At 75.3% G+C, this 13,537-nt stretch carries 13 protein-coding genes; 7 read left to right on the top strand and 6 right to left on the bottom strand.

Going from position 1 to position 13,537, the window contains the following annotated elements; all coding sequences use genetic code 11:
* Positions 1–78 precede the first annotated feature (78 nt).
* The 6 genes from ABWK59_RS21630 to ABWK59_RS21605 form a co-directional block, all read right to left on the bottom strand.
* A complete protein-coding gene (locus tag ABWK59_RS21630) occupies positions 79–1,446 on the bottom strand; it encodes an HD-GYP domain-containing protein (protein WP_354642262.1) in 1,368 nt (455 codons plus the stop codon).
* Positions 1,443–2,873: an HD-GYP domain-containing protein gene (locus ABWK59_RS21625; RefSeq protein WP_354642261.1), complete on the bottom strand. Its 1,431-nt coding sequence runs from the start codon at positions 2,871–2,873 to the stop codon at positions 1,443–1,445. Before ABWK59_RS21625 ends, ABWK59_RS21630 begins: the two co-directional genes overlap by 4 nt.
* Before the next feature lie 288 nt (positions 2,874–3,161).
* On the bottom strand, positions 3,162–3,506 hold the full coding sequence (gene rsrA, locus ABWK59_RS21620; RefSeq protein ID WP_354642260.1) for a mycothiol system anti-sigma-R factor: 345 nt from the start codon (positions 3,504–3,506) through the stop codon (positions 3,162–3,164).
* Positions 3,503–4,249 (bottom strand): sigma-70 family RNA polymerase sigma factor, encoded by a 747-nt coding sequence (locus tag ABWK59_RS21615; RefSeq protein WP_420492824.1) that lies wholly within the window; start codon positions 4,247–4,249, stop codon positions 3,503–3,505. The genes rsrA and ABWK59_RS21615 overlap by 4 nt, the downstream gene beginning before the upstream one ends.
* Before the next feature lie 282 nt (positions 4,250–4,531).
* Positions 4,532–5,179: an alpha/beta family hydrolase gene (locus ABWK59_RS21610; protein ID WP_354642259.1), complete on the bottom strand. Its 648-nt coding sequence runs from the start codon at positions 5,177–5,179 to the stop codon at positions 4,532–4,534.
* Between the two features lie 267 nt (positions 5,180–5,446).
* Positions 5,447–6,220, bottom strand: a complete 774-nt coding sequence (locus ABWK59_RS21605; RefSeq protein WP_354642258.1) for an SOS response-associated peptidase — start codon at positions 6,218–6,220, stop codon at positions 5,447–5,449.
* Positions 6,221–6,448: 228 nt separating this feature from the next.
* On the opposite strand from ABWK59_RS21605, the gene ABWK59_RS21600 reads away from it, so the two are divergent.
* From ABWK59_RS21600 to ABWK59_RS21570, 7 genes are all read left to right on the top strand, one after another.
* Entirely contained in the window at positions 6,449–7,156 is a 708-nt protein-coding gene (locus ABWK59_RS21600) for a M50 family metallopeptidase (RefSeq protein ID WP_354642257.1), read from the top strand.
* Positions 7,157–7,279: 123 nt separating this feature from the next.
* Complete coding sequence (gene aroA, locus ABWK59_RS21595) at positions 7,280–8,599, top strand: 3-phosphoshikimate 1-carboxyvinyltransferase (protein WP_354642256.1); 1,320 nt, start codon at positions 7,280–7,282, stop codon at positions 8,597–8,599.
* A gap of 14 nt (positions 8,600–8,613) precedes the next feature.
* Positions 8,614–9,669: a ribosome small subunit-dependent GTPase A gene (gene rsgA, locus ABWK59_RS21590; RefSeq protein ID WP_354642255.1), complete on the top strand. Its 1,056-nt coding sequence runs from the start codon at positions 8,614–8,616 to the stop codon at positions 9,667–9,669.
* Between the two features lie 141 nt (positions 9,670–9,810).
* Positions 9,811–10,134: a DMT family transporter gene (locus ABWK59_RS21585; protein ID WP_354642254.1), complete on the top strand. Its 324-nt coding sequence runs from the start codon at positions 9,811–9,813 to the stop codon at positions 10,132–10,134.
* 18 nt (positions 10,135–10,152) lie between these two features.
* On the top strand, positions 10,153–10,950 hold the full coding sequence (gene hisN, locus ABWK59_RS21580; protein WP_354642253.1) for a histidinol-phosphatase: 798 nt from the start codon (positions 10,153–10,155) through the stop codon (positions 10,948–10,950).
* A 211-nt stretch (positions 10,951–11,161) separates the two neighbouring features.
* Positions 11,162–13,042, top strand: coding sequence for an ATP-binding protein (locus ABWK59_RS21575; protein WP_354642252.1), 1,881 nt, complete (start codon positions 11,162–11,164; stop codon positions 13,040–13,042).
* On the top strand, positions 13,039–13,398 hold the full coding sequence (locus ABWK59_RS21570) for a DUF742 domain-containing protein (protein ID WP_354642251.1): 360 nt from the start codon (positions 13,039–13,041) through the stop codon (positions 13,396–13,398). The genes ABWK59_RS21575 and ABWK59_RS21570 overlap by 4 nt, the downstream gene beginning before the upstream one ends.
* Positions 13,399–13,537 lie beyond the last annotated feature (139 nt).

Here is a 13,537-nt window from a genome sequence, read left to right as displayed (position 1 = left end):
CTCGGGTGTTCCCGCCACGACCGCATCCAACCACGCCACCGGCGGGCCGCGCCTCCCGCGGCGCCATTCGGTCCGGGCTCACGCTCCTTCCCGGTTCCGCTCGCGGCCGCGGGCGGCCATCCTGGCCAGCGCGTCGACCACCCGCGGGTCGTAGGCGCGGCCGCGTTCCAGGCGCAGCGCCTCCAGGGCCTCCAGGCGGCCGGCCGGGTCGGGCAGCCCCCGGCCGCGGGCGGCGGTCAGCAGGTCGTCGTGGGCGTTGGCGACCCGGATGATCCGGGCGGACAGCGGCAGCGAGCCGTCCGGCCGGCCGTCGGCGCCGCGGCAGGGGTCGGCCAGCCTGGCGACCTGCTGCCAGACCTGGCGGGGCACGCCGGTTCGGCGGATCACCTCGCTGCCGAGCCGGGCGATCCGCTGCTGCTCGCCGTCCGGCAGCAGGGCGGTGGCTCCGCCGGGGACGGGCTGGACCAGGGAGAGCTGGCCGACGTCGTGCATCAGCGCGGCGTGCTCCAGCAGCTCCAGCTCGCGGCTGCCCAGGCCCAGCTCGCGGCCGAGGGCGCGGGCGGTGTCGGCGACCCGCCGGGCGTGCCCGGGCGGGGTGTACCCGGCGACCTCGGTGGCCCGGGCCAGGGTCTCGATGGTCTGCCCGGTGGTCGCCCGGACCGCGGCCGCGCGGCGGAAGGAGGCCTGGGCGAGCAGCAGCGGGGTGCAGAACAGCGGGAGCGCCCAGAGGCCGACCTCCCCGGCCAGCAGGCTGAGCAGCAGGCCGGTGGCGACGATCGCCGAGCCGATCCCGGGCAGCGAGCGGAGCTGGTCCTCCAGGGCGGCGGTGAAGGCCAGGCCGGTGGAGGCGCGGTGCGGCAGGGCGCCGAGCAGGGCGTCGCCGAGCGAGGCGAGGGCCGCCACCACGGTGAGGAACAGGCCGTACGCGGGCCCGCCGGGGGTGATCCGGTCGATCGCGCCGCTGTTGTAGAGCGGCTGGAAGAGCAGGGCGGCGAAGGTGACGGTGAGCATCCGCCGGGCCGCGTGCTCGCCGGAGCGGCCGGGCGGCGCCCAGAGCCGGCCGGGCAGGGGCCGGTGGCAGCCGCGGAGCGGGGCACGCCGGCCGCGGACCCGCCGGCACACCTCGTTGATCAGGCCGCCGAGCAGGGTGCCCAGGCCGGTGACGGCGGCGACCTGGAGGACGCCGTGCGAGGTGGGCAGCCCGCGCAGCGGTCCGAGCAGGGCGTACGCCAGGGCGGCGGCCGTCCCGATCGGGGCCTGTTCGCGGCCGCCGGGGAGGCTGATCCGGACGCACTCGCCGAGGGCGATCAGGCCGGCGAAGGCGAGTGCGGCGACCGGCTCGGCGGCGCCGTCCAGCAGCAGGTGGAGGAGCCCGGCCCCGAACAGGGCGGCGGCGGCCGCCCGCATCGCGAGCACCGGGAGGGTGCCGCGCGGCCGGCCGGTCACGGGGAGCCGCCGGTGGAGACGCCCCGGCCGCGGGTGGTGGGCACCCGGCGGGAGGGCTCGGGGACCCCGAGGGGGATGTCGGGCACCTCGCCGTCCCAGCCGCCGGGCGGCGGCGGCTCGGGCTGCCAGCCGTGCTCGGCGACGGCGGCGACCAGCGCCCCCACCATCACCGGGTCGAACTGGGTGCCGGCGCAGCGCTCCAGCTCGGCGACGGCCTCCTCGACCGGGCGTCCGCGCCGGTAGGAGCGGGTGGAGGTCATCGAGTCGAAGGCGTCGGCCACCGAGATGATCCGGGCGAACTCGGGGATCCGGTCCCCGGCCAGGCCGGCGGGGTAGCCGCGGCCGTCGAGGCGCTCGTGGTGGTGCAGGATGCCGTCCCGGGCCTCACCGAGGAAGGCCAGGTCGCGGGTCAGTTCGTGGCCGAAGACCGGGTGCACCTCGACGGCCCGCCGCTCGGCCTCGGTGAGCGGGCCGTTGCGGCGCAGCAGCTCGGTGGCCACGGCGAGCTTGCCGACGTCGTGCAGGGTGCCGGCGAAGTGCAGGGTGCGGGTGCGGTCCTCGGCCATGCCCAGCTGGCGGGCGATCAGCACCGAGGCGCGGCCGACCCGTTCGCTGTGACCGCGGGTGTAGGCGTCCTTGATCTCCACCGCCTGCACCAGGGCCTGGACGGTGGCCCGGTGGGCGGTGTGCTCGCGGTGGCCCTGGGCGGCGACCCAGGCCGAGATGGTCAGCGGCAGCAGGACGAGCACCGCCGCGAAGGCGCCGTACGGGCCCTGCCAGAGCACCGCGACCATCAGGCCGCCGGCGCCGTGCAGCAGGGCGGGCAGGGTAGCGCCGCCGAGGCCGCGCAGCCGGCCGTCGGCCGGGGGGCGGTCGGCGGGGTTCCGGGCGAGCAGCCGCATCCCGTCCACCAGCACGCCGTTGACCAGGCAGAACACCAGGACGGCGGCGAGCGTGCCGAGGGCCGCGGTGGGGAAGCGGGCGCCGAGCAGTTCCTCCGGGCCGCCGAGCAGGCGGAAGGCGGCGGCCGCGGCGAAGGCGGCGAGGGCGAGCTGGGCCGCGTTCCACGCCTTGCGCAGGGCGCGCGGCGCGGCCGTCTGCCCGACCAGGGCGGCGGGCACCGCGACCAGGGCGGCCGCGGACGGGGGCAGCATCAGCACCCCGGCGAACAGCACCGGGAAGAAGCCGCCGCCCCCGGGGGCGGGCGGCTCGACGGCGGAAGCCGGACGGCGCAGCAGGCGTCGCCAGAGCCGGGTGCAGGGGGTGGGGAGTCCCTGGGCGAGGGATTCCAGGCAGAGGTGGAGCAGGGCGAGCAGCGCCGCGCGCGGCCAGTCCACCTCCCCGCCGAGCCGTCCGGCCCGGGCGGGCACCGGGAGCGGGACCAGGCAGCAGGCCGCGGCGATCAGCACCACGGCGACGTATCCCACCGCCGCTGCGGGCAGGGCGGCGGCACCGCGTTCGCTAGCGATATCGGCCTCCCCGCCCCGCGCTCCGCCCAGCTGATCGTGGGCTCGTCAGGAGGATAGGACCCAGCCCGGGGGCTGGGGCGCACGATGCCCGATTGCCGCAGTCGGAGCAGCGACAGCTCACCCGATCGAGTGACCTGGAGGCATGGACGGGGTGCCGGGACGCACCGGGGCCCCGGGGCGTACGCCCCGGGGCCCGACAAGTCGCCGTTGTGCGCCGCGCTCCTCGGCGGAGCGGGGGGCGGAACGCTACTCGGTGGTGGCCGCCGCCGTCGCCGCGCCGTGGCCGGCCGAGCCCTCGACCGAGACCTCGGCGGTCACCGGCTCACCGGTGCGCTGGCCGGCCCTGATCGAGTCGATCCGGGCGAGCACCTTGGTCCGCAGGTCCGCCGGGGTGTCGTCACACCCGCAGGAGCGCTTGATCAACGCCTTGATCGCCTGTTCGAGGCCGTACTTCTCCAGGCAGGGGGAGCACTCCTCGAAGTGCACCCGAAGCTTGGCGCAGTCGCCCTCGGCCATCTCGTTGTCGAGGAATTCGTAGAGGTGGTCGAGCACCTCGCCACACTCGGTGTCGTGCGGATCGCCGCAGCTCATGAGCCCGCGCCCTTCGCTTCCTGCCCTGCACCGCTGCCCGCCGGAACGAGCCCGCGCTCACGGGCGTAGTCCTCCAGCATGCCGCGCAACTGTCGGCGGCCACGGTGCAGTCGCGACATCACCGTACCGATGGGTGTGCCCATGATGTCCGCGATCTCCTTGTACGCAAAACCCTCGACGTCCGCGAGGTAGACCGCGATCCGGAACTCCTCGGGGATGGCCTGCAGGGCGTCCTTCACGTCGCTGTCCGGCAGGTGGTCGAGCGCCTGGGCCTCGGCCGAGCGCAGACCGGTCGACATGTGCGACTCGGCCCGGGCCAGCTGCCAGTCCTCGATCTCCTCGGCCGCCGTCCGCTGGGGCTCGCGCTGCTTCTTGCGGTACGAGTTGATGAAGGTGTTGGTGAGGATGCGGTACAGCCAGGCCTTGAGGTTCGTCCCCTCGCGGAACTGGTGGAAGGACGCGTACGCCTTGGCGAACGCCTCCTGGAGCAGGTCCTCCGCGTCGGCCGGGTTGCGCGTCATGCGCAGGGCGGCGGAGTACATCGGATCCAGGAAGACCAGGGCGTCACGCTCGAAGCGGTCGCGCCGGGCCCCCTCGCTCTCGTCCGCGGACACCCGGAAGGTGTCCTCACCGATCGCCTCGGCCAGCTCGTCACCGGTGAGCGCCTCGCCCGCGACCGGGCTCTGGTCAGAGCCGCCCTCGCCCGGCACGGCCTCGTCCTCGGTCCCGACGACCGGACCCACCTCCTCGGCTTCGCGAGCACGGCCCACCGCGGGCCGACCCGAAAGGGAGGATATCGGGCTCACCGGCTTCTCGCCCGCGACCAGCCACTCCGACCAGTCGGGTACGAGTGCCGGAGTCTGCGACGCTCGCTCCTCCGGCCGCTCGGGGCACGCGATCGAACCCATGTGCGCTGCCTTTCCACCGTACCGGGATCTGCTGACGGTGGGGTCAACCACCACGGACCGCCCCGCATTCCCGTTCCGCTCGGTCATCCCCGATCCGCACCGGGTGACCTCCGCCACTCACCCCCGCGGGTCCCGCAGCCGCTCCAGGATCCAGTCCCCGACCGCGCCGGTGATCAGCGCCAGGGTCTCCTCCTCCGTCACCGGCGCCCGCTTCGGCACCTTGAACCCGTGGCCGCCGTACGGGACCTCCACCAGGCGATGGCCGGCCGGCAGCTCCGGGAACTCCCCGGGCGTCCCGAAGGTGTCCGCGCCGCCCTGCACCACCAGCGTCGGAACCCCGCTGCCGAGCAGTTCCTCGGCCCGGCTCCGCTCCGGCTTGCCCGGCGGGTGCAGCGGGAACGCCAGCGCCAGCACCCCGGCCGCCCCCGTCTCCGTCGCGGTCCGGCACGCCACCCGCGCCCCGGCGCTGCGGCCGCCCGCGAACACCGGCACCCCCGACCCGGTCAGCTCCGCCATCACCGGCCGCCAGCCCTCGTCCAGCGTCTTCGGCGCCGGCGCCACCCTCCGCCCCGCCACCCGCCACGGCTGCTCCGCCAGCACCACCCCGATCCCCCGCTCCGGCAGCGCCTCGGCCAGCGCCCGCAGGTCCGCCGCCTCCACCCCGCCCCCGGCCCCGTGCCCCAGCACCAGCACGGCCTCCGCCCCCGCCACCCCGAACTCCGTGACCCGCGCATCCCCCACCACCGTGGGGACGATCCTCACCATCCCCCCACCCTAGGACCGCCCCTGGCCAACCCCGGGGACCGCCCGCACCTGGGCACGCCGCGCAGCGGCGCGGAGCGGCACCTCCCGGCCGAAGGCAAGGGGAGAACTGCGCGTGGCGGGAGCGCAAGGGTGGGTGGCCGGGGCGCGTGATCGGGCCGGCGTTGCTCGCCGTCGGCGGGTGCGGGTTGGCGCCTTCCGTTGCGCGCAGTTCCCCGCGCGCCCCTCTTGAATGGGCCGATTGCGTACGGGTGAGCGTTTTCCGTTCCGTCAGAACAGCGTCGTCCGGTCGTCCTCGGTGAGTTCCCGGACGAGCTCCGCCCGGTTGTTCCGGATGTTGCCCACCGCCGCCCCCACCGGGTGGACCCGGAGCCGTCCGGGCGGCGGCGGCCGCAGGAGCGACCGCAGCTCCTCGGGGTCATCCCGCCTCGGGTCCAGCCAGGCGTCGTACCCGTCGGGATCGACGAACAGCGGCATCCGCTCGTGGATCGGCGCGAGCAGCGGCTCGGCCTCCGTGGTGACCACGGTGCAGGTGACCAGCCAGGCGTCGGGGTGGTCGCCGGGTACCTGCCGGTTGCGCCAGAACTCGAACAGCCCGGCCAGGGCGAGCGGCGCCCCGTCCACCCGGCTGACGAAGTACGGCTGCCGCGGCGGCCGGCCCCAGCCGTCCTCCGGTCCGGCCGGCGCGGGCACCTTCGCCGTCTGCCACTCGTAGTAGCCGTCCACCGGCAGCAGGCAGCGCCGCGCGGCGAACGCCTGCCGGTAGGCGGGCTTCTCGTGCACGGTGTCGGCCCGCGCGTTGATCATCTTGACCGCCGTCTCCGGCGAGTTCGACCAGGCGGGTACCAGCCCCCACCGCAGCACCCGCAGCTGCCGGACCGGTTCCCGGCCGCCCTTGGGGAGGCGTTCGAGGACGGCGAAGGCCGCGTTGGTGGGCGCGACGTTCCAGCTGGGGGCGAGGGTCTCCGCCGGGTCCCACTGCCGGACGCCGAAGAGGTCGACCAGGTCCTCGGGCCTGGTGCTGGAGGCGAATCGACCGCACATGCGGGCCACTCTGCCACGCCCGCGCCGCCCGCCGACGGCCGTCTCGACAACGTCTCGACACGAGGACGCCCGCACGCGGAACCCCTTCCCTCCCCCGCCCCGCAGAACCGGCCGCTACCCCTCGGCCGTCCCCGCATGGGAGGCTGCACCACCCCCGACCCGACAATCCGACCCGACAATCCGACCCCCGGCACCCACCCCCCCGACACACGAAGGCGAGCGCGACGGATGGACATCGCTCAGGTCTGGCACCGCGTGGCGGACGCCCAGCCCGACCCGCCCCGCTGGCTGGTCCTGGCCGCGGCCGGGCTGGCCCTGCTGGCCGTGCTGCCGCGCCCGGTCTGGCGGCTCAGCCGCAACGTGGTGACCATCGCCCACGAGGGCGGCCACGGCCTGGTCGCGCTGCTGACCCGGCGCCGGCTCTCGGGCATCCGGCTGCACTCGGACACCTCGGGCCTGACCGTCTCCTCCGGCCCGCCGACCGGCCCGGGCATGGTGCTGACCGCGGCGGCGGGCTACACCGCGCCCTCGCTGCTGGGCCTGGGCGGCGCGGCGCTGCTGGCGTCGGGCCGGATCACGGCCCTGCTGTGGATCGCGATCGCGCTGCTGGCCGGCATGCTGATCATGATCAGGAACGCCTTCGGGGTGCTCTCGGTGCTGGTCACCGGCGGCGCGTTCCTGGCGATCTCCTGGTACGGCGGGACGGAGCTGCAGGCGGCGTTCGCCTACCTCGGGGTGTGGTTCCTGCTGCTGGCGGGCGTCCGCCCGGTGGTGGAGCTGCAGCGCAAGCGGCGGCACGGCGGCGCGCCGGACTCGGACGCCGACCAGCTGGCCCGGCTGACCGGGGTGAGCGCGGTGCTCTGGGTGGCGCTCTTCCTCACCATCGCCCTGGCCAGCCTGCTCGCCGGCGGCAACTGGCTGCTGCACTGGCGCTGACGCTCCGCACCCGTCCGCCCGACGGGCCCGATCACCGCCTCTCCCGAATCCCCTCGCAGCACCCACGTTCGCCATTCGAATGGGAACAGGGCCGGTCCCGGCCGGGCCCCTAGACTTGGCGGCATGACCGAACCCCTGTGGCCCGCCCCCGTCGCCACCGCCGCCGTGGACGCGACCGTGACCATCCCCGGCTCGAAGTCCGCGACCAACCGCGCGCTGGTGCTGGCCGCCCTGGCCGACGGGCCGGGCTGGGTGCGCCGTCCGCTGCGCAGCCGTGACTCGCAGCTGATGGCGGACGGCCTGCGGGCGCTCGGCGTCACCATCGAGGAGACGGTCAACGCGGCCAGCGGCGGCACCGGCGGCGGCGAGGCGTGGCGGGTCATCCCGGCGGGCAAGCTGCACGGCCCGGCGCGGGTGGACGTGGGCAACGCCGGTACGGTGATGCGCTTCCTGCCTCCGGTCGCGGCCCTCGCGGACGGCCGGGTCGACTTCGACGGCGACCCGCGCAGCTACGAGCGCCCCCAGCACGGCGTGATCAACGCCCTGCGCGCGCTCGGCGCCCGGATCGACGACGGCGGCCGCGGCGGCTTCCCGCTGACCGTCCACGGCACCGGCGCGGTGGACGGCGGCCCGGTCGAGGTGGACGCGTCCTCGTCCTCCCAGTTCATCTCCGCCCTGCTGCTCTCCGGCGCCCGCTACAACAACGGCGTGGAGATCCGGAACGTGGGCGGCACGGTGCCCTCGCTGCCGCACATCCGGATGACCGTGGACATGGTCCGCAAGGCCGGCGCCCAGGTCGACGCCCCCGAGGACGGCGGCGAGAAGGACATCTGGCGGGTCACCCCGGGTGCCCTGCTCGGCCGCGACCTGGTGGTCGAGCCCGACCTCTCCAACGCCGCGCCGTTCTTCGCCGCCGCGCTGATCACCGGCGGCCGGGTGACCGTCCGGGACTGGCCGCGGCACACCTACCAGCCGGGCGACCAGCTGCGCGAGATCTACACCGCGATGGGCGGCTCCTGCCGGTTCACCGACGACGGCCTGGAGTTCACCGGCACCGGCCGGATCCACGGCATCGAGGCGGACCTGCACGACGTCGGCGAGCTCACCCCGGTGATCGCCGCGGTGGCCGCGCTGGCGGACTCCGAGTCCCACCTGTACGGCATCGCCCACCTGCGCCTGCACGAGACCGACCGGCTGGCGGCACTGGCCAAGGAGATCAACGACCTGGGCGGCGACGTCTCGGAGACCGAGGACGGCCTGCGGATCCGGCCGCGTCCGCTGCACGGCGGTGTCTTCCACACCTACGAGGACCACCGGCTGGCCACCGCGGCGGCCGTGATCGGCCTGGCGGTCGAGGGTGTCGAGGTGGAGAACGTGGCCACCACGGCCAAGACCCTGCCCGACTTCCCGCAGATGTGGGCCGACCTCCTCGGCCAGGGCTGACGGGGAGGAGGAGCATGCGCCGCTACGCCAAGGACGCCGACGAGGACGACATCCGCAACCGCCCGGGACGCCGGGGCTCCCGCCCCCGGACCCGGATCCGGCCCAAGCACGAGGACGCCGCCGAGGCGATGATCCTCACCGTGGACCGGGGCCGGCTGACCTGCCTGGTCGACGCCGGGACCAAGCAGGAGCGCGAGGTCGTCGCCATGAAGGCCCGCGAGCTGGGCCGCAAGGGCGTGGTGGTCGGCGACGTGGTCAACGTGGTCGGCGACCTGTCCGGCGAGCCGGACACCCTGGCCCGGATCGTCCGGGTCGAGGAGCGCAGCTCGGTGCTGCGGCGCACCGCGGACGACGACGACCCGTACGAGCGGATCGTCGTCGCCAACGCCGAGCAGCTGGCGATCGTCACCGCGCTGGCCGACCCGGAGCCGCGGCCGCGGCTGATCGACCGCTGCCTGGTCGCCGCGTACGACGCCGGCATGGAGCCGCTGCTGGTGCTGACCAAGTCGGACCTGGCCTCCCCGGAGTCGCTGCTGGAGGCGTACGCGCCGCTGGGCATCCGCTACGTCGTCACCCGGCAGGACGAGCTGGAGACGGCCGGTGCGGAGGCCGTCCGGGAGCACCTGCGCGGGCATTCGACGGTGTTCATCGGGCACTCGGGGGTCGGCAAGACCACCCTGGTCAACGCGCTGGTGCCGGAGCGGCAGCGGTCCACCGGCCGGGTCAACGCGGTCACCGGCCGCGGCCGGCACACCACCGTCTCGGCGCTGGCGCTGCGGCTGCCCCCGCCGCCGGGGGCCAAGCCGGGCTCGCGGAAGGCGCTCGACCCGGGCTGGGTGATCGACACCCCGGGCTTCCGGTCCTTCGGGTTGTCCCACATCGACCCCTCCCGGGTCATCCACGCCTTCCCGGACCTGGAGCCGGGCACCGAGGAGTGCCCGCGCGCCTGCAGCCACGACGAGAAGGACTGCGCCCTGGACGCCTGGGTCGAGGACGGGCACGCCGAGCCGGCCCGGCTCTACTCGCTGCGGCGGCTGCTCTCCACCCGCGAGGCCAACGAGGGCGACTGACCCCGGTCCCGTCCCACCCGGGCGGCGGACCGCGCCGCCCGGGACCCACGGACCCACGGACCCGCCGGAGGTGTCGGAGTGTCCGCGGCCGGTGATCATAGAAGGATGGGTTCGCTTCCCCGGGGACAGGGAGTCAGCGCGATGGCATGGGCCATGGTGATCCTCGCCGGACTGCTGGAGACCGGCTTCGCGGTCAACCTCAAGCTGAGCCACGGCTTCACCAAGCTCTGGCCGACCGTCAGCTTCTGCGCCTTCGCCCTCGGCAGCTTCGGCCTGCTCACCCTCTCCCTGAAGTACCTGCCGGTGGGCAGCGCCTACGCGGTCTGGACGGGCATCGGCGCGGCCGGCACCGCGGTCTACGGCATCGTCTTCCTGGACGAGCCGTCCGGCACGCTCAAGCTGGTCTCGATCAGTCTGGTCATCGCCGGTGTCGTCGGGCTCCAGCTCAGCGGAAGCGGGCATTGAGTCCGCTAGTGTTCGAGCATGGCCGATTACCACGACGATCTCCGACTGGCCCATGTCCTCGCCGACTCGGCCGATTCGGTCACCATGGAGCGCTTCAAGGCGCTGGACCTCAAGGTCGAGACCAAGCCGGACCTGACGCCGGTGAGCGACGCCGACAAGGCCGCCGAGGAGCTGGTGCGCAGCGTGCTGCAGCGGGCCCGCCCGCGCGACGCGGTGATGGGCGAGGAGTACGGGCTGCAGGGCTCGGGCCCCCGCCGCTGGGTGATCGACCCGATCGACGGCACCAAGAACTACGTCCGCGGCGTGCCGGTGTGGGCGACCCTGATCGCCCTGCTGGAGGAGCAGCCGGACGGCGATCTCCAGCCGGTGGTCGGCATCGTCTCCGCCCCGGCGCTGAACCGGCGCTGGTGGGCGGCCAAGGACCTGGGCGCGTACGCGGGCCGCAGCCTGGCCAAGGCGAGCCGGATCCAGGTCTCCAAGGTCGGCCGGATCGAGGACGCCTCCTTCTCCTACTCCTCGCTGACCGGCTGGGAGGAGCGCGGGCGCCTCGACCCGTTCCTGGACCTGACCCGGGCCTGCTGGCGGACCCGCGCGTACGGCGACTTCTGGTCGTACATGATGGTCGCCGAGGGTGCGGTGGACATCGCGGCCGAGCCGGAGCTGAGCCTGTGGGACATGGCCGCGCCCTGCATCGTGGTGCAGGAGGCGGGCGGCCGGTTCACCGGGCTGGACGGCATCGACGGCCCGACCGGCGCCGACGCGGTGGCCACCAACGGGCTGCTGCACAAGGAGGCCCTGCGCCGCCTCAGCGTCTGAGGCGGCGCGAGCCGACGGGCGTGTTTCGCCCGGTGGTCCGTCCGGTTTCCGGATGCTCCGCACCGCCGTCCCGGCGGCGCTGAGGCGGACGCAACTCCTGGGCAATGAGGGGCGCCTAGGCTCGGTGGCGGTCCAGGGCGGGTCTCGTGCCGCGCCCTCCGTCACCCGTGCGTCCCACCCCGCCGGGCCGTCTGCCGAGGGGGATCCCCCTGTGCGTACGCCCCGCTCCATCCGCCACCGGCTGGCCTTGCTGCTGGCACCGCCCACGGGCGCGCTGGTCCTGCTGGCCGGCCTCGGCACCGCCGCGCAGGCCGGCCGGTACTCCGCGGCCGACCGAACCGACGCCCGGGTGGCCCTGGTGGCGGCCACCGAGGAACTGGTGCACCGGCTCCAGCGCGAGCGCGGTCTGACGGCCGGCCTGCTCGGTGGCGAGGAGGCCTTCCGGGCGCGGCTCGGCCCCGAGCGGGCGGCTGCGGACCAGGCCCGGGGGGCGCTGGACCGGATGCTCGCCGCCGAGCCGCCGGGCGCCGAGGCGGTCCGCCGTTCGCTGGGGTCGCTCGCTCCCCTGGCGGCGCTGCGCGGCCGGGCCGACACCCAGGCCGCGACCCGGGCCGAGGCCCTGGAGTTCTTCACCGGTGCGGTCACCGCGCTGACCTCGGCCGCGTTCGCCGACCAGGACGGGTCCGGGGACCGGCGGCTGCAGGACGCGCTGGCCACCCTGCGGTCCCTGTGCGACGCCACCGAGGCGGCGGCGCTGGAGCGCGGAACGCTCAACGGGGTGCTGGCGGCGGGTTCGTTCAAGGGCGGTGACTACCCGGGCTTCGTCCGGATCACGGCGGTGAAGAACGCGGCGCTCGCGCAGGCTCCGCGCACCGCGACGCCGGCCCGGACCAGTGCGCTGGACGCGGTGCTGCGCAGCCCGTCCGCCGTCACGGTGGCGGGCATGGAGCAGCAGGCGCTGACCGGATTCGCGGCCGACCGCCTGCCGGTCCGGGCCGCGGACTGGTGGCAGGCGGCGTCGACCCTGGTCGACGATCTGCACCGGGTGCAGTCCGAGGCGGCCGACGAAGCCCGGGCGCGCGCCGGGGAACTGCGCTCGGAGGCCCTGGCCGGGCTGCTGCTGGACCTCTCGCTCGCGCTGGCGGCGGTGGCCGGTGCGGTGGCGCTGGGGCTGGCGGCGACCCGCTCGATCACCCGGCCGGTGGCCGCGCTGGTCGGCGAGGCCGTCGATCTGGCCGACCGGGTGCTGCCCGCGGCGGTGGCCCGAGCCCAGGAGGGCGTCGCCACCGATCCACCGGTCTCCGCGGCCGCCGGGGGCACCGCGGAGCTGGCCGAGCTGGGTGCGGCGCTGGACCGGGTGACCGGTACGGCGCTGCGGCTGGCCGTGGAGCAGTCCGCGCTGCGGCGGAACACCGCCGAGTCGCTGGCCAACCTGGGCCGTCGCAACCAGGCACTGGTCACCCGGCAGCTGGGCTTCCTGTCCATGCTGGAGCGCGGCGAGCACGATCCGGGGGTGCTGGCCGACCTGTTCGAGCTGGACCACCTGGCCACCCGGATGCGCCGGAACGCGGAGAGCCTGCTGGTGCTGGTCGGCGAGGAGAGCCCACGGCGCTGGGCACGACCGGTGGCGATGGGCGACGTGGTCCGCTCGGCCCTGGGCGAGGTGGAGGACTACCGACGGGTGGTGCTGCGGCAGGTGGACGAGGCGCTGCTGGACGGCGGAGCGGTGGCCGAGGTGGCGCACCTGCTGGCCGAGCTGATCGACAACGCGCTCGCCGCGTCGCCGCCGGACACCGACGTCGAGGTGTTCGCCCGGATCACCGGCGACGGGTACCTGATCGCGGTCCTGGACCAGGGGCGGGGCATGGCCGAGGCGGAACTGGCCCTGGCGAACGCCCGGCTGAGCGGCCGGGAGAGCTTCCTGGTCGGCCGCGACGGCCTGCTCGGCCACTACGTGGTGGGGCGGCTGGCGGAGCGGCTGGGGGCGGTGGTGCGGCTGACCCCGTCCCCGCTGACCGGGGTGACCGCGAGCGTGCTGCTGCCTGCCGTCCTGCTGGCCGAGCGGGCGGCAGCGGAGCGGGTGCCGTCGTGAACCGGGGCGGGGGCGAGGACGGTTACGAGACCGGGGAGGTGGTCCGCCCCTTCGTGGTGACCGCGGGACGGACCCGGCCGGTGCGGGAGGAGCTGCGGATCGAGACGCTGGTGTCCGCGGCCCCGGCTGCGCTCGCCGCCCCGCTGGGCTTCGAGCGGCACCGGATCGTGGAGCTGTGCCAGTACCCGCGCTCGGTCGCCGAGCTGGCGGCGCTGCTGCCGGTGCCGCTCGGGGTGGCTCGGGTGCTGGTGGCCGACCTCGCGGCGGAGCGGCACGTGCGGATCCACGACCAGCTGGCCGGCGATCCGTCGATCGCGCTGCTGGAGCGGATCCGGGACGGACTGCTCCGGCTCTGAACGGCGGCCCGCCGTCGGGGGGCTCCTCGCGCGCCGGAGCAATGAATCACAAGCGCCCGGAGACGAGCAACCCCTCGCGAGCCAAAGGGCGCGCCGGTGCCGAAAGCGACGAGCGAGCGCAGCGAGTGCGGGAGCGTGG

This window comes from Kitasatospora sp. HUAS MG31 (genome assembly GCF_040571325.1).
In the GTDB taxonomy this organism is placed as follows: domain Bacteria; phylum Actinomycetota; class Actinomycetes; order Streptomycetales; family Streptomycetaceae; genus Kitasatospora; species Kitasatospora camelliae.
This window is presented reverse-complemented; position numbering and strand designations above follow the sequence as displayed.